Raw genomic sequence first — 18251 nt, 5'->3', positions numbered from 1 at the left:
CATGGAAGAGTGGAAACCGCGCCGCCGGACGCCGACGGGCCACCGAACGAAGGGGAATGGGCAATGCTCGTGCGCAACGTGAGGCCATGGGGCCGGGACGCGGTGGACCTCGAGCTCGCAGACGGGCGGATCGGCGGCATCGCCCCACACAACCCGGATCTCCCCGTGGCCGCGGGAATCGACGGCCGGGGCCAGCTGGCGCTTCCGGCGTTCTCCGATGTCCATGTGCACCTGGACTCTACCCGGATCGGGCTGCCGTTCCGCGAACACACCGGGGCCCCGGGGGTCTGGGGCATGATGCTCAACGACCGCAACAACTGGCGCCACGCCGAGGTTCCGCTGCCCGAGAGGGTCGAGGGGACCCTCCGGCGCATGATCGCCCACGGCACCACCCGGGTGCGCAGCTACGCGCAGATCGATGTCGACTGCAAGCTGGAAAAATTCGAGGCGGTGCTCGCCGCCAAGGAAAAACTTGCCGCCAGCGTCGACGTGCAGATCATGGCCTTCCCACAGGCCGGGCTGCTGCTCGAGCCCGGAACCGTTCCCTACCTGGAGGAATCGCTGAGGCTCGGTGCCACCGTGATGGGCGGCATCGACCCCTGCCATCTGGACCGGGACCCGGTGCGGCACCTGGACATCGTGTTCGAATTGGCGGAAAAATACCAGGTGGATGTCGACATTCACCTCCATGAGCCCGGCCACCTGGCGCTTTTCAGCACCGAACTCGTCATGGAACGCACCCGGGCACTGGGCATGGAGGGACGGGTGACACTCTCCCACGCCTACGAGCTGGGCAATATTTCGGAGGCGGCCACGGCCCGGGTGATGGAGGGCATGGGGGACCTGGACATTTCCTGGGCAACAGTGGCCCCGGCGACCTCGGGCAGGCAGTTCAACCTGGCCGCGATGACCTCGGCGGGCATCCGGGTGGGGCTGGGCGAGGACGGCCAGCGCGACTACTGGAGCCCCTACGGGGACTGCGACCTGCTCTCGCGCACCTGGCAGCTGGCCTTCACACACGGGTTGCGGCAGGACGAACTGATCGAACACGCCGCGGCCATTGCGACCTGGGGCGGGGCGGGAATCATGGACCGGGGCCTGGCCCGGCTGGGTTCGACGACCGACCGCCCGGGCCTGGCCGTGGGGGATCGCGCCGACCTGGTGTTGCTCGCGGGCGAAACCGTGACCAGCGCCGTCATGGACCGCGGGTCCGACCGCACCGTCATCCACGATGGGCGCGTGGTGGCGGACCAGCTGGAGCTTGCCTAGCCGGGGTCGCCGGTGCAGCTGTGGCCGTGCCCGGATGAGCCGGGCACGTCCACCGTGTCTTGGCTACGGATCAGTCTTCGTGCGGCCCGGAGGTAACGAACGAATCCTCGCCGACGCGTCCCTCGCGAAGCTCGGCCAGGATCTCGGCCACCGAATCATGTTCCACATCCGGGCGGAACGGGAACGATGCCACGTCGCCGGGACGGGTGATTCCCGTGTGGACCAGGATGGTCAGCAACCCTGCCTCCATGCCCGCGACGATGTCAGTGTCCATGCGGTCCCCGATCATCGCGGTGGTTTCCGAATGCGCGTCGATCCGGTTCAGTGCAGAGCGGAACATCATCGGGTTCGGCTTGCCGACCACGTATGGGGCGCTGCCGGTGGCCTGGGTGATCAGCGCCGCCACGGAACCGGTGGCCGGAAGCAGGCCCTCGGGCGAGGGGCCGGTGACATCCGGGTTGGTGGTGATGAAGCGGGCGCCGCCGGCGATCAACCGGATGGCCTTGGTGATGGCCTCGAAGGAGTAGGTGCGGGTCTCGCCCAGCACCACGTACTCCGGATCCTGGTCGGTCAGGATGAAACCGGCATCGTGCAGCGCGGTGGTCAACCCCGCCTCGCCGATCACGAAGGCCCGGCCGCCCGGCCGCTGGCGGCGCAGGAACTCCGCGGTTGCCATGGCCGAGGTCCAGATGTTGGCCTCGGGGACGTCCAGCCCGGAGGAAAGCAATCGCGCGCGCAGGTCCCGTGGGGTGTAAATCGAGTTGTTGGTCAGCACCAGGAAGCGCTTGCCGGAAGAGACCCAATGCGCGATCATGTCCGCGGCGCCCGGGATGGCCTGGTTTTCATGGACGAGCACCCCGTCCATGTCCGTGAGCCAGCATTCAATGTCATGGACGTTGCGTGGTTCATGCGTTGACACGTGTGGGTGTTCCTTTCGAGAGGTTTCCTGCTGCCACTAGTCTTTCAGGTTTCCCGGCATTGCACGAAGCCCCGGGCAGACCTAGAGCCAATTGTTCTTCTTGAAGATGGCAAAGAGTCCAACTCCGAGGGCGACCATCAGCCCGATCGCGGCCGGATAGCCAAAAGTGAAGTCCAATTCAGGCATGTGCGTGAAGTTCATGCCGTACACGCCGGTGACCAGGCTCGGGGCAAAGAGGATGGCGGCCCACGCCGAGATCTTCTTCATCTGCTCGTTTTGCGCCAGTCCCGCCTCCGTGGCCCGCTGGGAAGCCAGCGTCGAGGACAGCGACAGGGCGTTGGTCAGCAGGGCGCGGAAGGAGGTAATGCGCTCGGTGAGCCGGATCGCGTGGTCCTGGACGTCGATGAGCTTGCGGTCAAGTTCCAGGGCGTCGTCCTCGGAAATGTCGCTGAGCCTGAAGTCCCTGCGCAAACGGGTGAGGACGTCCTCCAGCGGCGCGAGCGCGCGCTGGAATTCAATGACCTCCCGGGACAGCTCGTAGATGCGCCGCGAGACGTTCGGGGTCCCGGAGAACAGCTGGTCCTCGATCTCGTCGATGTCGTTGCTCAGGCCCGCAAACACCGGCTCGTATTCGTCCACGACCTGGTCAACGACGGCGTAAAGGACGGCCTCGGGACCGATCGCCAAGAGCCCGGCTTCGTCCTCGAGCCGGTGGCGCACTTGCGCCAGTTTGGGAGACTCCGCGTGGCGTACCGTCACCACGAAATCGGCACCGACGTAGACGTGCAGTTCCCCGAACTCGACCTTTTCCGATTCGTCAATGTAGCGGGCCGGTCGAAGCACCACAAAGAGGTGGTCGCCGTAGTGCTCCAGCTTGGGACGCTGGTGGCCGGCGAGCGTGTCTTCCACCGCCAGTTCGTGAAGGCCCAGTTCCTCGGAGACTTCCCGCATTTCGGCCTCGTCGGGTCGATAGAGTCCCAGCCAGGCCATGCCGCCGGACTCCTTCATGGACTCGAACGTGGAGCTGAGGTCCGGGGGATGGATCACTCGCTTGCCCTTGACGTAGATCGCGTTGTCGATGATGGGCATGGATCCTCCTTGCGTTCCGGGCCGGAGGAAAACCCGGCGAACCAATCGTGCCTTAGCCAAGTTTGCCATCAACCGGCCGCACGCCATTGCACGCGTGGTTTCCCGACCTGGTGTTTTAGGGCCGGGATCCGGTGCGGGACCATTGGCGACTACCCTTGAGGAGTGACTTCCGCCGTTGAAACCCCCGCACCAGAACCCACCGAGTACGATCCCGTCTATGAGGAACGCCCCGAGGTGGGTCTCGGCCCGTGGGAGGGCGAGTTTCCATCCGGCGAGCACTTCGACCGTGAGCTGCTGGAACTGGGGGACCGGCGCAATGTGGCGGACAAGTACCGCTACTGGTCCATGGAGGCGATCATCGCCGACCTTGACGAGCGCCGCCACGACTTCCACATTGCCATCGAAAACTGGCAGCACGACATGAACATTGGCACCGTGGTGCGCACCGCCAACGCCTTTCTGGCCAAGGAGGTGCACATCATCGGCCGACGGCGCTGGAACAAGCGCGGGGCAATGGTCACCGACCGCTACCAGCACGTCCGCCACCACCCGACGGTCGAGGATTTCGTTGCGTGGGCCCAGGGTGAAGGGTTGGCGATCATCGGTATCGACATTTTCCCGGATTCCCAGAAGCTGGAGACCTATGAGCTGCCACGCAATTGCGTGCTCGTCTTCGGCCAAGAGGGGCCGGGGCTGAGCGAGGAAGTCCACCAAAGCGCCGAGGCAACATTGTCAATCGAACAATTCGGTTCCACCCGATCCATCAACGCTGCTTCGGCAGCCGGAATCGCCATGCATGCGTGGATCCGACGCCACGTTTTTAACCAGACGGTTTAGCCCAACGTAGCCGCTTGGCCAGAATGCCAGGCCCATGGCCAATATCCCTTCTTTCCGTGCCGTCCTTCAGTTAGCGTAAATATTGGGCGCTCGTTCCCGTGCGGTGGGCTTGTGCAGTCACCGTTCCCAAAGCGGGACGACGCCGACGCTCGTGCGACGGGACCGGCCCTGGTGTCGGACCGGGGAACGGAGAGGCCCGCTGGTGAAGAAGCATCGCGTCAATCATCCGTTTCCGCTGCCCAAGTGTTGACCGTCGCGTTGTTTGACGATCTTCGCGTCACCGGGTTTGACGACGAGCCGCCCATGGAAATGCCCTGCCGAGGGGTTTCGGCAGGGCATTCGTTGTCTTGCTGACGGCGTGGTCGTCGTCGGTGCCGGGCTCCTATTCGCTGTTTTCGGTGATCGCGGATTGCGCCGCGGCCTGGTCGACGATGGTCTTGTTGCCGGCGTAGGTGGCGATCAACGCGGAGACGGCGAGGTTGTTCACCGCTCGCGGGTAACCCCGGGAGGCCTGGTGGATGGCGGTAACGGCATCCTCGGAGAACAGCGTGTCCGATCTGCCCGCAAAACCGAGATGCGCTTTGATATAGCTGGCTGTGTCGGCAAGGTTCATGCCGGTGAGGGTGAAACGGGTGCCGATGCGCTGGTCCAGCGCGGCCAGGACGGCCATCTTCAGGCGCCTGCGCAGCGTGGGTTGCCCAATGAGCAGCAATGCGAAGTGGGACCCGGTATCAAGGGCCGTGTTGGTGAGCATGCGCAGGGATTCCAGCTCGGTGTTGCTCAAAAGGTGCGCCTCGTCGATGACCACGACCGGCAGGCGGGAACGCTCGTCCAGCTCCCCGGCCAGCAGTGCCGCGGTTTGGGTGGCCAGTACCCCGGAATAGAAGGATGGCTGGCCGCCCAGGGCCGAAACGATGGTGGCATGGATGCCGCGCATGGTGATGGTCGGGTCCGGAAGATAGATGACCTGGTGGCGGGAGGCCTCGAGCCCGGCCAGTGCCGCGCGCACCGCGACGGTTTTCCCGGCACCGACCTCCCCGGTGATCACACCCATTTGGCGTTGGCCGATGCACCAGTGGATCCGGGCGATCGCCTCGCGGTGCCCGGGGTGCGGATGCAGCGCCTGGGGCGGGATGTCCGCGCTGAAGGGCATGCGGGAAAAACCGTAATGGCTTTGCAGTGACGTGATGCTCACGGCGTGTTCTCCTGGCGGTGGTGCGCTTTGGCGGTGTCGGTGTTTCTGGACGGGGTGGCGAGTTTCTCGAAGCTGATCGGAGCCCCGCTCATGGTGTGTTTGTGTTGGTCCTCGAGCAGGCGCAGGTAATCGATACCGGTGGAAACGTTTTGGGCTCCGGCGTCCCGGTCGGCGGCCGCATTCTTGGCCTTCGGGTGCACGTGCCGACGAATCTGAAGCAGGGTCGCGGTTCCGGCCGGGACTCCCAGGTGGGAGTGCACGGCGATGGGGGCGGCCAGGTCGAAGGGATCATAGATGAGTTCGACCCGGGTTCCTGCCAGCACCGGGTCCACCTGGTAGGTGTTGCCCAGCAGGGAGATCGTGGCAGTCTTGGTGACCTTACGTTTCTCGGACCAGAGGAATGCCTCACTGACCTGGTCCGGGGATTTGCGTACCGGGGTGCGTTTGACCCAGCTGGCATCCCAGCGCTCAAGCGGTGTTTGCCCGGTGGTGGAGTGGATGGTGCGGTGATAGAGAACCTGCACCCAGGAGGTGAAGAGCGCGTTCAGTTCTTGCAGGGTGGAGATCTCCGATCCCTGCCCGGTGCCCGGAAGCGAGGGCTGGTTGGTGACGGTGATTTCACCCAGGAATTGCTGGGTCACGGTATTGAAGAACCGCTCAATTTTGCCCCTTCCCTGCGGGCGGTAGGGGGCCGAATGAACCAACCTGATCCCCAGCTTCGCCGTGACCCGCTGAAGTGCCTTGTCAGCAAAGGCACTGCCGTTGTCGACATAGACCTGACGTGGTATTCCGTGGGTTTGCAGGGCCGGACGCAGCACCGCGGCCAGGCGGACGGTGTCCTCGGCGAAGGCCCACCGGGAGGCGACCACCATCCGGGAATGGTCATCGAGGAACGCGAACAAATAGGTTTTGCGTCCCTCGATCCGCGGCCCATGCAGGGCATCTCCCACCCAGATTTCGTTGGATTCCTCGGTTTCGAAGCGGCCGGTGGCGGCCCCGGGAACGCCGGTGGAAATGTCCAGGGACCGGAAGTGGCGCAGCAGCGTCGTTTCCGAGGGTGCATCGCCCAGCGTGGTGGCGATGATCCTTTTGATTTGGGCGGCAGTGCGGTGAGGCTTCTCCCGCTTCAAGGTCTCGGCCAGCAGCAGCACCCGGGGCTCGGTGATCGGGCCTTGGGCGCGTTGGGTTGGCTTCAACCCGTCAAAGCCGTCCTTCTTCCAGGCCTTGATCCAGCGATCGATACTTTCCCGGGAGAACCGCTTGGTGCCCCCGAAAGGCCAGGGATGGTATTGGATGGCCAGTGCGCGCACCATGACACCTCGGGCCTTGGCACCGAGCTGGTCATCGGCTGCTTCCCGGATGAGCTGGTAGCGGAACAGGGCGATCTGCTCGGCGCGTTCGCTGCGTTTCACCGGTCCTTTCACCGGAGCCGAGGACGGTGCCGGTGTTGCCGGTGGAGGGTCGGCTGCAACGAAGGTTTCCGGACGCTGTTCCGGGATCAGGGCAAGTGGCATCAAGGCGGTGTCCTTTCAGGGAAACGGTATTTATCGGCACCACCTGCACCGGGGCGCAGGTCATGCTTGTTGCCCACTTTCGCCCATCAACACCCCGCCCTATCAGGGCCAATTGGTGTTGCAAGCCTTTTCACCCACCAGGTGCCGCTGAACACCCACGGCCCGGCGCTGGCCAACGCGGCAGCATGCCAAGGAACCGCACTGGCTTCCGGGACCGCAAAACGCTCGCCCACCACCCGGGCATAGGCCAACAGAACCCCCAAGGCCTGGGCAAGAATTCCACGGGCGGACTGCGGCCAGAGCGACGCGGCATCCGACGCGTCCCGGAGCAGCAGAGACCGAAACCAAGAACACAGGGACGCGGCGGAAGAGCCGAAAGACCGCAGCCAACCACGCACCGTGCTCACCGGCCGGCCCACCCGATCCGCGATGGAGCGGTGGCCGAGCCCCTCGAGGGCCTTGGCTTCGATGGCTGCGGCGATCACCAAAGCCTCATCAGCCTTCCGTGCCGCCAGAACAACCGGCAACAGCACATGAGTCATCCGGCATCCGGTGCACCGGGCCCGCAACGGGCAAAACACCGACACGGACGGCCCCGCGGTTCCCATGCGGATCCGTCGTTCCCGTGCATGGCCCCACGGACGCAATGCCCCGGCGCATTCGGGGCATGAAAGGAGGCCGCCACGCAGATCAGATTCGACAGCGGCGGGCGCATAACTTACCGTGATCATTAGCGCGACTCTTTCGCGTTAGAACGACCCGGCGCAGCCTTCGAAATCTGGCGCTGGGTCGTTTGCCTTAAGTTTGGTTATCGTCAGCTTGCCGCCGCCAATAACCGAAGATCAAGACCTACAAGTCGAAACCTTGCATCGGCACCGAACTCGACGGCTCATCCCCAAACAACGCGACGCTCAACACCCAAGCCATCCCAGATACGTAGGCAGCCGAAGTCAGCCCGAGTAGCTGCCGCGGGAATCGCCATCGTTGCCGCACTTGCAGTCTCGAGCACACCGACACTGGCCGACCGCCAAGTGGCCTCCATTCCCGTGGCATCGTCCCCGCTTGCGATCGAGGGGGCCGCCTACAGGCAACCTGTCGAGCTCTCGCTGCTGAGCGGGATCGACGCCATAGCCTGGGACACGGAGAACATCACCAGCGCGGCCGAAGGCCTGCCTTTGCCCGATGCCTCCGACCCGGGATCGGCACAGGGCTCCGGGGGGACAACCGGGCAATTCGCCGGTCAACTCGTGGGACAAAATGTGGGGCCGTTGGGTGTACTACCAGGTGGGATCCAACTGATCCACCCGGTTTCCTCGAGATTCATCACCAGCCCGTATGGCTGGCGGAACAACCCGACCGGTCCGGGGACGCAGATCCACATCGGACAGGACTACGGCCTGCCCTGCGGTTCCCCGGTGTATGCGACAGCGGACGGGGTGGTCGTCCAGTCGGCTTGGGCCGGCCACTCTGGGATGCGCGTGACGATCGACCACGGCTCCTCGGTGCGCACCGGCTACAGCCACAACTCGCGGCTCATCGCCAGGGCGGGCGACACCGTCAGCCAGGGTCAGCTCATTGCGCTCAGCGGCACCACGGGCAACTCGACCGGCTGCCACGTGCACTACGAAGTGATCATCAACGGACGCTGGAACGATCCCCGGAACTTCCTGCCCGTCATCCCCGGCCAGCCAAGTGCGAAAATCGATTCGCGCCGTACCACCATTGCCGCCGAACCGATCCGCAACTTGGGGGCGCCGCGGACCGAGAGCCGGAACGGCCACGACATCGAGGTGGAGATGCCGGAACCGACCACGACCCCGCCCAAGTCAACGGCACCAGGCAAAGAATCCCCACGGCCGAAACCGAGCCAAAAGCCCACGCCCACGCCCGACACAAAGCCCTCGACAAAACCGACGCCTACGCCGAGCTCCACACCCTCACCGACCGACACTCCCGATCCTTCTCCCACAAAGTCGGCGACACCCGAAACGAGTCCGACGCCTACGCCGAGCTCCACACCCTCACCGACCGACACTCCCGATCCTTCTCCCACAAATTCGGCGACACCCGAAACGAGTCCGACGCCTACGCCGAGCGACGAAACTACTCCGCCGACCAGTTCATCCCCGGCCACCACGGAACCCACGGTTTCACCGTCCGTCGAACCGACCGAGTCGTCAAGCAGCGCGTCAACCGAGTCGTCGACGAGCACCTCGACCGAGTCGTCGACGAGCACCTCGACCGAGTCGTCGACGAGCACCTCGACCGAGTCATCGAGTAAATTGCCTGAATCGCGATCCGGGACTCCGGCCACGGAATCGTCAAGTGGCGCGTCGACCACAAGTGGCGGCATGGAGACTCTGTCTTCGTCCGCAAGCACAGCGAAATAGCCGTAGTTTTTGGTTTTCGGCGACCCGGGCCTGACCCAGATCCGCCGCTGAAGTGACCGGCGCATCCGGGCTGGCCGGGGCCTCCCGGACTCAATTTCGGGAAGAAAAAGCGGCCCACTAAAGTTAGCCGCAATTGCTATCCTTCTCTTTGAAAAGATCAACGCGCGCTTGGGGCTAGAACGCAACAGTCCTGGGCGAGGACGGGGGGAAACCCTCGGTAATACGGAAAAGATCAGTGGGTGGGAAGGCCGATCGGTCACCTACGTGTCCTCGCTCGGGGTCGAGGCGATCACGGACAAACTACACAAACCCACCACGCAGAGCCGCCCTTCGGTGGCCTCGCGTCATCCCGTAAGCGATCCAGCACACAAGTAGATAGGATGGGAACAGCCAACGAGGTCTACTCCCCACATATTCCTTTTCTACATAGGAGTCAGTATGCCCATCGCAACACCGGAAAAGTACAACGCCATGATTGATTCTGCGAAGGCCGGCGGCTACGCCTTCCCCGCAGTCAACGTGACGTCGTCGCAAACCCTGAATGCCGCAATCCGCGGCTTCGCGGAAGCAGAATCCGACGGAATCATTCAGGTGTCCACCGGTGGCGCAGCCTACTGGTCGGGTGCCTCCGTCAAGAACATGGTCACCGGTTCGCTGGCCTTTGCCGCGTTCGCGCGCGAAGTGGCCAAGAGCTACGGCGTGAACATCGCGCTGCACACCGACCACTGCCCGGCCGACAAGCTCGACGAATTCGTCCTGCCGCTGCTGGCGGCCTCCGAGGCCGAGGTCGCCGCCGGCCGCAACCCGTACTTCAACTCGCACATGTGGGACGGTTCCGCAGAGACCCTCGAAGAGAACCTGCGCATCGCCAAGGAGTTGCTGCCGCGCACCGCCGCGGCCAAGCAGATCCTTGAGGTCGAGATCGGTGCCGTGGGCGGCGAGGAAGACGGCGTGGAAAACGCCATCAACGACAAGCTGTACTCCACCGTCGAGGACGCCATGGCCACCATCGAGGCCCTGGGCGCCGGCGAAAACGGCCGCTACATCACGGCTCTGACTTTCGGCAACGTGCACGGCGTCTACAAGCCGGGCAACGTCAAGCTGCGTCCGGAGATCCTCAAGGACATCCAGGAGCAGGTCGGGTCCAAGCTTGGCAAGGCCAACCCGTTCGACCTCGTCTTCCACGGTGGCTCGGGTTCCTCCGACAAGGAAATCGCCGACGCGGTTTCCTACGGCGTCATCAAGATGAACATCGACACGGACACCCAGTACGCCTTCACCCGCCCGGTGGCCGGCCACATGCTTGCCAACTACGACGGCGTATTGAAGATCGACGGCGAAGTCGGCAACAAGAAGACCTACGACCCGCGCGTCTGGGGTGCCGCCGCCGAGGCTTCGATGGCCGCCCGCATCGTGGAGGCCGCACGTCAGCTCGGTTCCGCCGGAAAGGCGCTGAAGTAACCATGGCAGATCTTGGAGCAAACCTGCTCGGCATCCCCGCAACCCTGTTGCCGGAGGAGACCGAGGTCAAGGCGCGGCTGGAAGCCGGAGACGAAGCGGTGGACATTGCCGCTGCCTTCCCGGCATCCTCGCTGGGCTGGGCCCTGCTGGCCAACGACGCGCATGCGGAGGGCCGCACCGTGGAGTCCTACGCCTACGCCCGCGTCGGCTACCACCGCGGACTGGACGCCCTGCGCAAGGCCGGCTGGCGCGGCCAGGGCCCGGTGCCCTGGGCGCACGAGCCCAACCGCGGTTTCCTGCGTTCGCTGTATGCGCTGCAGCGCGCCGCCGCAGCCATCGGCGAGGCCGAGGAAGTCGATCGCATTGGCCGCTTCCTCAACGATTCCGATCCGCTCGCGGCCGCAGCGCTCGAAGCGGAGTAATCCCGTCGGGCCGCCTTAGGCCCCGCTGGCAATTGTTCGTGCCGACCCCCGGGTCCGGCACGAACAATTGCTGCTTAACCAAGGAGCAGACGAAAAAGAATGGCAAACGTGCAGCCCGGTGACGCGCTTGGCGCCTCCTACCGCTTCGTCGAGCCCCTCGGCTCCGGTGCGGTGGGCGAGGTGTGGCGGGTCAGCGCGCTCCCGGGCGACCCCGACCTCGCGGCCAAGGTGCTGCGCCCGGAACACGCCCACGACCCCGCCCTCGTTGAGCGCTTCGTGAAGGAACGTTCGGTGCTTTTGGCACTGCGGCACCCGAACATCGTGGCGGTCAGGGACCTGGTGGTCGAGGGTGAAAGGCTCGCCATCCTCATGGACCTGGTGCCCGGAGGATCCCTCCGCGACCTGCTCGAAGACCGCCGTACGCTTCCCGCTTCAGACGCGTTGGCCATCTGCGCCGAGATGCTGGACGCCATTGCGTATGCGCACACCCGAAACACGACGCACCGGGACATCAAACCCGACAACGTGCTGCTGGCCGAACCGTGGAGGCCAGGACTTGCAGGAGCCGTGCGGGTCTCGGACTTCGGCATCGCCTCGGTCATGCACGAGAAATCCCGACACACCACCGGCATGGTGGGAACTCCCGCCTACATGCCGCCCGAACTGCTCAGTACCGGCGAGATCGGGCCCGCCGCCGATCTCTACGCCACCGGCATCATGCTCTACGAGATGCTTTCCGGACGGACTCCGTACGCCGGGACGGGAACCGATTTCACCCTCGCCTACCGCCACGTGACCACCTTTCCGCCGCGGTTGGCGGTGCCCGACGCTCTGTGGGAGGCGCTCGAGTCGCTACTCGGCAAGGACCCGCGCCAACGGCCCGGCGCGCCCGAGGCCGCGGCGCGGCTGCGCCGGCTGGCTGCCCAATTCGACGACCTGCCGGCCCTGCCGTTGGCCGCCGAACCCGAGGACTTCCAACCCCTTGAGCGTCCGGCCACGGTGCTGCGCGGCGCGGCCACGGCGCCGGATCCAGTGTCGGAGGAGGTTCCGGATTCCGGATACGGTGCCTCCGCGCTTCCCGAACTGGGTCCGGTGGGCCAGCACACCGTGGTGCGGTCGATGCCGCGGCCCGAATTGCGGCCCCGCCCACAGCAGGCACCCACCCCTGTACGCGCCGGGTCGCGGCCTGCATGGCTGCACGGCAAGTCCATCGCGATGATCGCCGGCGGCCTCGTGGCGGCCATCGCCATCGTCATCGGGGCCGTGGCGCTGGCGAAGCCCGAGGCCCCCGCGGCGGCACCGGCAGCAGATTCCACCGCGAGCCAGCAGGACGCCCCGTTGCCCAGTGGGTTGTCCGTCAGCCGCAGCGCCCAATACGACGCCCAGGCGCACGAAGTGACGCTGACGATCACCTATGCGGCGCAAAAATCACCGCTGGGCGGGCCCTTCCTCGAGGTGCTCCCAGGCGCGTCCGCGTCAGCCTCTTGTCCACCGGCGACCTGGGAGAAGCTCGAGGCAACACGCAACCAGCCGAGCCTGAGTGGCATCTCCGCAACCTGCGGGTGGAGTCTTGCCGGGATCACCGTCCCGGCCAAGGGCAGCGTCGAGGCCAGCGCCAGGATTCCGGTGGAACTGGTCGGTGAGAACGCCCTGGAGCAATGGCTGGAAGCTTCGGCCGCGGCAACCACCGCAGCGGTGTCGGACCCTGCTGCGGCCGGCTCGGCGTATCCGGTGCAGCGGCTGCGGGACATCAAGGTCATCACCCCGGCGCGAACGGTGAGCCAGACCGCGCTTCCGGTCACCCTGGTGCCGGTGTGGCCCGGCGGCGAAGACGTCCTGAACCCGCTCTACACCTCCCCGTCCACGGGCAAGGCCTCGGCAATGCTCGCCGCGGTGGCCGGGGGCGAGAAGGGCGTGCGCTTCTCCGACGGCTGTTCCGGTTCCCTGGCGGTCTCCGCCGACGGGCTGGTGGTCACCGCGTTGTCCGTCACCCCGAACTGCATCCTACGGGCCGGGGTCGGCAACTTCACCGACCTGGCCAGCGACCCGTTTGGCATCACCACCCGCGGGTAGCCGGTAGTCGCGGACTGCCGAACAGGCAGCGATTGATACCCTCACGGTCTCGATGACCCGGCGCACCGGGACGGAGGATCAGTGACCCGCGCCCACCTCCGATTCCAGGAAACCCGGAAACCATGCCCCTTCCCCGTTCCAGGCAACTGCCATGGCTGATATCCCATCGCTGTGCCCGACGGTCCTGGTCACCGCGTTGTTGATGTTCACCCCGCTGAGGTTCCCGCAGGTCTCCTGGCCCCACGCGTTCGTGGCCACCACCTTCACCATGCTCATCCCGTGGGCGGCCCTCGTCTGGGCCCGCAAGACCGGGAAAGTCAGTGACATCCACATCACCCGGCGCGAACAGCGGTGGCCATTGCTGTTGACCGCGTTGGCCGATCCTGCTGGGCCTGGCGCTGATGGTGTGGCTTCGGGTCGAACCGGTCCTCTTGCGTGAGGTGTTGCTGATCTTGGCGGGCCTGCTGATCACCGGAGGCATCACGCTGCGCTGGAAGATTTCGATCCATGTGGCCGTGGCCGCCTTCGTGGCCCTCCACATCCTTGAAGACCAGCCTTTTGGGGCGGCCGTGGCGGTGGCCGTGGTGGGAATACTCAGCTGGTCACGGGTTCAGCTCAGGCACCACACCAGCAGCCAGGTCTTTGCCGGGGCCGTCGTGGGGGCGATGGTCAGCCTTTTCGCCTTATTACCCATGTCGGGCTGAGAAGGCCCGCTTTCGCGGGCCTTCCTGGGCATCGGTTATTCGTATCCCTGGGGGCAGGCATCAGGCGCCGGGCGTTGTCCCCGGCCCCATGGACTGGATGAACGCCGGCGTCCCTCCCACGCAAAGGTAGCCGCGGCCGGGGGTCACCGCCACCGGGGCGCGGCGCGGCAGCGTGACACCGAGCAGCTCCCCGTCGTAGTCGACGTCGGGCTGCAGCAGCACCCCGCAACGGGACTTGCGCAGCGTCTTGGTCCAGTGCGCATACAGGGCCCGCAGGTCAGCTGAGCGGCCCGCGGCGATCACGCAGACCCGCTGCCCGGAGGCCAACAGGTTGGCCAGGGATGCATCGGAATCCTCGAAGCGTTCGGCGTCGTCCACCAGCAACACCACGGGTCCGCGCTCTAGCCGGATCGAGGCCAGCAGCGCCGGCAGGTCCTCCGGTCCCACGGACACCTTGTCCAGGCCGGCGTTGGCCAGCGGGGAACGCCGGCCGCAGGCGCCCCACACTGCCACCGGCTCCCCGTCGGCGGCGGAGGAGGCGCGGATCGACTCGGCAAGGGCCAGCAACAGCGTCGACTTGCCCGAGCGTGCGGGCCCGGAAATGAGCACGTGTTCGCCCTCGTAGACCTCGAGCACTCCCGGGGCCAGGTCCTCCTCGCGCAACCCGACCGGGAATCGCCATGGCTCGCCCTGAAGCTGCGCAGGCATGCCGAGTTCGGCGACGGTCAGCTCCTCGGGCAGCCGGCCGATGGCGGCGGCCTTCGGCGCGGTGCCGGGCCAGCGCGCGGCGACGGATTCCACCGCTGCGGCCAGGTCGGTGCCGGGGGTGGCGATGTGCATCTGCCGCAGCGTCCCGGCATCCACGCAGCGCCCGGGCACCGCAGCCGGGATGTTGCTCCCGCGCACGCCCAGGGCCGAGTAGTCGTAGGGATCGGCCAGCCGGTAGAGCCATTTCTGGATGGTGACCTCGTCGATCGCCGAGGGCACCGCCTTGGCGCGGGTGGTGGCCACGGCGAAGTACAGCCCCAGGGCCGGTCCGTCGGCATAGGCGCGGTTCAGGGCATCCAACAGCCCCTGGCCGTCGTAGTCCTGGAATTCGTCGCGCAGCGTGGCCAGCCCGTCGATGAGCACGAGCGTCTCGCGGCGTGAACCGGGGTCGGCGCGCCTGCGCGCCAGCTCGGTGCGCAGGTGCCGCAGGAAGCGGGCCTGCTGCTCCTTGGCGCCGGGTCCGGTGCCCACGTAGGCGGAGGTGTGCGGCAGCGCCGCCAGCGGGGCCAGGGCGCGGGACCCCATGTCCAGCACCAGCAGGTCAAGTTCCCGCGGGTCCTTGGCGGCCGCAGCGGCCAGGGCCAGGGACGCCAGCGTGGTGCTGGTGCCGGAACCTGCGATGCCCAGCAACAGCAGGTTGCCCATGGCCAGGTCCCAGCCGGCGGGGGACTGGCGCTGGGCCTCGGGCTCGTCCTTCAGCGCGACCTCGATGCAGCGCGCGCGCACCGAACCCACCACCGGGATCGTTGAGGCCCGGTGGGCGGGACCGGAGCCGGTGCCGTCGGCGGGGAAGCCGGCCAGCGGGACGCGCTCGCCCAGCGCCACGGGCCAGACCGGCCGAGGCTCCCCGAACCCGGCAGCCCGGTGGGCCTGGTTGATGGCCTCGATGAGCTCGTCCAGGTCGCTGTCCTCGGATTCGGCTCCCGGCGCCGGGGCCCGCGGCGGAACCGCGATGCCAAAGTGCCCGATCTCATCGAGCACCAGTTCGTCGGAGGATGCCCGCGAGGCGCGCCCGGTGACCAGTGCCGTCTGCACCGGGGTGATCTCGTCCTGCCCCAGCTTGATGTAGGCCCGCCCGGTCTGCGCGCGGGAAATGCCGGCGGCTGCCGGGACGCCGATGACGTTGGAAGAGTCGTCGCGGCTTTGGACGCGCAGGGCCACGCGCAGGTTGGTGTTGGCCAGGATGTCGTCGTTGACCACGCCGGCGGGACGCTGGGTGGCCAGGATCATGTGCACGCCCAGGGTGCGCCCGACCGCGGCGACGGAGACCAGCGAGGAAAGCACCTCGGGAAAGTCCTTGGCCAGCATCGCGAATTCGTCGACCACCAGCAGCAGCCGGGGCATCGGCTCTTCCGGGTTGGTGGCCAGGTAGGCATCGAGGTTGTCGATGTCCTCGCCGGCGGCGGCGAAGATGCGCTGGCGGCGGGCCATCTCCGCCTCGAGGGAGCGCAGGGCCCGGTCGGCCAGCTGCTCGTCGAGGTTGGAGATGGTGCCGATGGTGTGCGGCAGGGCCTCGCAGGCGGCGAACGCGGCGCCCCCCTTGAAGTCGATGAGGATGAAGTTCAGCCGGGTCGCGTCGTTGCGGGCGGCGAGCCCGGCGACCAGGGAGCGCAGGAATTCGCTCTTGCCCGAACCCGTGGTGCCGCCGACCAGCCCGTGCGGCCCGTCCTTGACCAGGTCAAGGGACATCGGCCCGGATTCGGAGGTGCCGATCGGGGCGGAGAAACCGTTGGCCTTGGCCCACTGCGCGCGGATCGACTCGGCGTCGCTGGCCGGCATGCCGGCCAGCTCGGGCAGACGCACCAGGGAAGGCAGCGCGGCCCCGGGGACCACCAGCTCCGGGTCGTCGAAGCGCGCCAGGTCCATGGCGCAGCGCTCCGCGGCCTCGAGGCCGATGCCGGCCAACACCGTGTCGCCCACGTTCGTGAGCTCGCCGAGGTCGTGCACGGATGCCGCGGCGTCGGTTCCCACGGTGATGACGGTGGTGCAGGAGGCGGGCAGCTGCTGCTCGGAGGCGGCGATCACGATGCCCGAGACCCGCGGTCCCTGCGCCGTGCCGCGACCGCCGAGTCCCGGGACCGAGCGGCCGTGGCCCAGCAGCTCGCGTGCCGGGGCGTCGCGGCCCTCGGTAAGCACCTCGGAATCCAGCACCAGCAGCGTGGTGCCGCCGGTGGACTCCTCGAGCCCATCGCGCAGGGCGCGCAACAGTGCCGCACTGCGCCGGCGCTCATCGGAGAGCCAGCGTTCGGAGGTGCCGGTGCCCAGCCGCCGGGTGTGCGGCAGCCAGGAGGCCCAAGACCATTCCTCGTGGCGTCCGCGGTCGCAGAACACCGCGATGGACAAATCTGCGGGCCCCGCGTGCACGGCGGCCTGGGTGAGCAGGGACCTGGCCAGGGCCAAGGCTCCGGCGCGGTCCCCGACGATGCCCACGACGCCGGCATCGGTGAGGTCCACCAGCACGGGGGCCGCGGGGATCCGGCTGGCCTCCAGTGCCTCGCGCACCAGGCGGTCGGGAACGGGGGCGGATCGGTCATCGAGCCGGGGGGCCCAGGGCACGTCGCCGATCCCTGCGTTCAGGGCCAGGAATCCCGCGGAGCCGGCTCTTCGCTGCCACAGCCCGGTCGTGGGCAGCGCGGCGATGCGCATGGTCGTGGCGGGGTCGGGGATTTCGCTGTGGCGGCGCGTGGCCTGGACCGCCGCCGCGTCGGCGATCTCGGTGGCGAAGTCGGCCAGGGCCGCGGTGAAGCGCTCGTCCTCTTCCTTGAGGTTCTTGGCGCGGCGGTGCTTCTGCTCGAACCACATGCCCACGGCCATGACCGGACTCAGCGCGGCGAACATGGCGAAGCGGGCATCTCCCAGCATCATCACCATGGCCCCGGCCAGCAGCAGCGGGGCCAGCACGGTGATGTAGCTGAACTTGGAGGCCGGGGGGACGTCCTTGCGCACCGGCGGGGACAGCGGATCGGGTTCCGGCGGGTTTCCGGGGCGCGGGGGCCGGTTGAACGGCGCGGTGGCCGCGGGCGTGAGGTTGTGCAGCGACCCGGGTTCCGGGGCGCGGTTCTCCGTGATCTCCGGCCGCAACAGCACCGTCGTTCCGCCCATGACCAGGGTGGCGCCGGCGGTGACAAGTACGCCGTCCCCATCCACCGCTTCCCCGGCCAGCAGCGTTCCGTTGGTCGAGCCCGAGTCGCGGACCCGCACGCCGTCGCCCTCGAGTTCCAGGCTGGCATGGTTCCACGAGGCGCTTTCGGTCTGCAGGACCAGATCCGCCTGCGGGGAACGGCCGATGAGCAGCGGCCGGTGCGCGGGAAGCGGAATAACAGCACCCGCATCCAGGCCGCCGGATAGGGTGGCGCTCCAGCCGCGCAAGGGCTCGGGTCGGGGGAGGGGTGCCAGCGAAATGGTGCTGCCCTCCAGCAGCAGCAACTCCTCCAACGGGGTATCGGCGGGCACCGCAGCGGCGTCCACGTACAGCGTGGAGCCGGGGGGAGGAGCGGTGCCGCCTGCGGCGGTGACCAGCTGCGCGAGTGTCGTGCCGGGAGCGAAGGTTCCCAGCTCCCGGTCAAGTCGCTGGCCATCCAGCCGGATCAGCACGCGCACCGCGCGCTCC

Annotated in this window: 14 protein-coding genes and 1 pseudogene; 8 read left to right on the top strand and 7 right to left on the bottom strand. The window is 67.0% G+C overall.

Annotation, left to right across the window (positions count from 1 at the left end; translation table 11 throughout):
* The first annotated feature begins 63 nt into the window (after positions 1-63).
* Entirely contained in the window at positions 64-1269 is a 1206-nt protein-coding gene (locus tag Q2T94_RS05695; protein ID WP_302263373.1) for an amidohydrolase family protein, read from the top strand.
* 70 nt (positions 1270-1339) lie between these two features.
* On the opposite strand, the gene Q2T94_RS05690 is transcribed toward Q2T94_RS05695, so the two are convergent.
* The gene (locus tag Q2T94_RS05690) at positions 1340-2134 is read right to left on the bottom strand and encodes an HAD-IIA family hydrolase (RefSeq protein ID WP_302263372.1); all 795 of its coding nucleotides are present in this window, start codon (positions 2132-2134) and stop codon (positions 1340-1342) included.
* 135 nt (positions 2135-2269) lie between these two features.
* A complete protein-coding gene (gene corA / locus Q2T94_RS05685; protein ID WP_302263217.1) occupies positions 2270-3277 on the bottom strand; it encodes a magnesium/cobalt transporter CorA in 1008 nt (335 codons plus the stop codon).
* A gap of 162 nt (positions 3278-3439) precedes the next feature.
* Between corA and Q2T94_RS05680 the strand changes: the two genes are divergently transcribed.
* Positions 3440-4114 carry a TrmH family RNA methyltransferase gene (locus tag Q2T94_RS05680; protein ID WP_302263216.1) on the top strand — a complete coding sequence of 225 codons (675 nt, stop codon included), beginning with the start codon at positions 3440-3442 and terminating at the stop codon, positions 4112-4114.
* Positions 4115-4496: 382 nt separating this feature from the next.
* On the opposite strand, the gene Q2T94_RS05675 is transcribed toward Q2T94_RS05680, so the two are convergent.
* The 3 genes from Q2T94_RS05675 to Q2T94_RS05665 form a co-directional block, all read right to left on the bottom strand.
* The gene (locus tag Q2T94_RS05675; RefSeq protein WP_302263215.1) at positions 4497-5309 is read right to left on the bottom strand and encodes an ExeA family protein; all 813 of its coding nucleotides are present in this window, start codon (positions 5307-5309) and stop codon (positions 4497-4499) included.
* The gene (locus Q2T94_RS05670; protein WP_302263214.1) at positions 5306-6823 is read right to left on the bottom strand and encodes a DDE-type integrase/transposase/recombinase; all 1518 of its coding nucleotides are present in this window, start codon (positions 6821-6823) and stop codon (positions 5306-5308) included. The genes Q2T94_RS05675 and Q2T94_RS05670 overlap by 4 nt, the downstream gene beginning before the upstream one ends.
* 86 nt (positions 6824-6909) lie before the next feature.
* Positions 6910-7554 carry a DUF6431 domain-containing protein gene (locus tag Q2T94_RS05665; RefSeq protein ID WP_302263213.1) on the bottom strand — a complete coding sequence of 215 codons (645 nt, stop codon included), beginning with the start codon at positions 7552-7554 and terminating at the stop codon, positions 6910-6912.
* 300 nt (positions 7555-7854) lie between these two features.
* On the opposite strand from Q2T94_RS05665, the pseudogene Q2T94_RS20530 reads away from it, so the two are divergent.
* Positions 7855-8421: pseudogene (locus Q2T94_RS20530) on the top strand (M23 family metallopeptidase); the annotation flags it as partial.
* A 23-nt stretch (positions 8422-8444) separates the two neighbouring features.
* On the opposite strand, the gene Q2T94_RS05660 reads toward Q2T94_RS20530, so the two are convergent.
* The gene (locus tag Q2T94_RS05660) at positions 8445-9176 is read right to left on the bottom strand and encodes a hypothetical protein (protein ID WP_302263212.1); all 732 of its coding nucleotides are present in this window, start codon (positions 9174-9176) and stop codon (positions 8445-8447) included.
* A 475-nt stretch (positions 9177-9651) separates the two neighbouring features.
* Between Q2T94_RS05660 and fbaA the strand changes: the two genes are divergently transcribed.
* The 5 genes from fbaA (at position 9652) to Q2T94_RS05635 (ending at position 13873) form a co-directional block, all read left to right on the top strand.
* The gene (fbaA, locus tag Q2T94_RS05655) at positions 9652-10674 is read left to right on the top strand and encodes a class II fructose-bisphosphate aldolase (RefSeq protein ID WP_302263211.1); all 1023 of its coding nucleotides are present in this window, start codon (positions 9652-9654) and stop codon (positions 10672-10674) included.
* Positions 10675-10676: 2 nt separating this feature from the next.
* Positions 10677-11096, top strand: coding sequence for a DUF3151 domain-containing protein (locus Q2T94_RS05650; RefSeq protein ID WP_264270570.1), 420 nt, complete (start codon positions 10677-10679; stop codon positions 11094-11096).
* Between the two features lie 99 nt (positions 11097-11195).
* Positions 11196-13169 (top strand): serine/threonine-protein kinase, encoded by a 1974-nt coding sequence (locus Q2T94_RS05645; RefSeq protein WP_302263210.1) that lies wholly within the window; start codon positions 11196-11198, stop codon positions 13167-13169.
* A 151-nt stretch (positions 13170-13320) separates the two neighbouring features.
* Positions 13321-13608, top strand: a complete 288-nt coding sequence (locus Q2T94_RS05640) for a hypothetical protein (protein ID WP_302263209.1) — start codon at positions 13321-13323, stop codon at positions 13606-13608.
* Positions 13601-13873 carry a hypothetical protein gene (locus Q2T94_RS05635; protein ID WP_302263208.1) on the top strand — a complete coding sequence of 91 codons (273 nt, stop codon included), beginning with the start codon at positions 13601-13603 and terminating at the stop codon, positions 13871-13873. Before Q2T94_RS05640 ends, Q2T94_RS05635 begins: the two co-directional genes overlap by 8 nt.
* Positions 13874-13933: 60 nt before the next feature.
* On the opposite strand, the gene Q2T94_RS05630 is transcribed toward Q2T94_RS05635, so the two are convergent.
* Complete coding sequence (locus tag Q2T94_RS05630) at positions 13934-18241, bottom strand: type VII secretion EssC family protein (RefSeq protein ID WP_302263207.1); 4308 nt, start codon at positions 18239-18241, stop codon at positions 13934-13936.
* Positions 18242-18251 lie beyond the last annotated feature (10 nt).

It is taken from the genome of Paeniglutamicibacter sulfureus (assembly GCF_030512175.1).
Lineage (GTDB): Bacteria > Actinomycetota > Actinomycetes > Actinomycetales > Micrococcaceae > Paeniglutamicibacter > Paeniglutamicibacter sulfureus.
The sequence above is the reverse complement of the archived record's forward strand: the minus strand, read 5'-3'. Positions and strand labels throughout refer to the sequence as shown.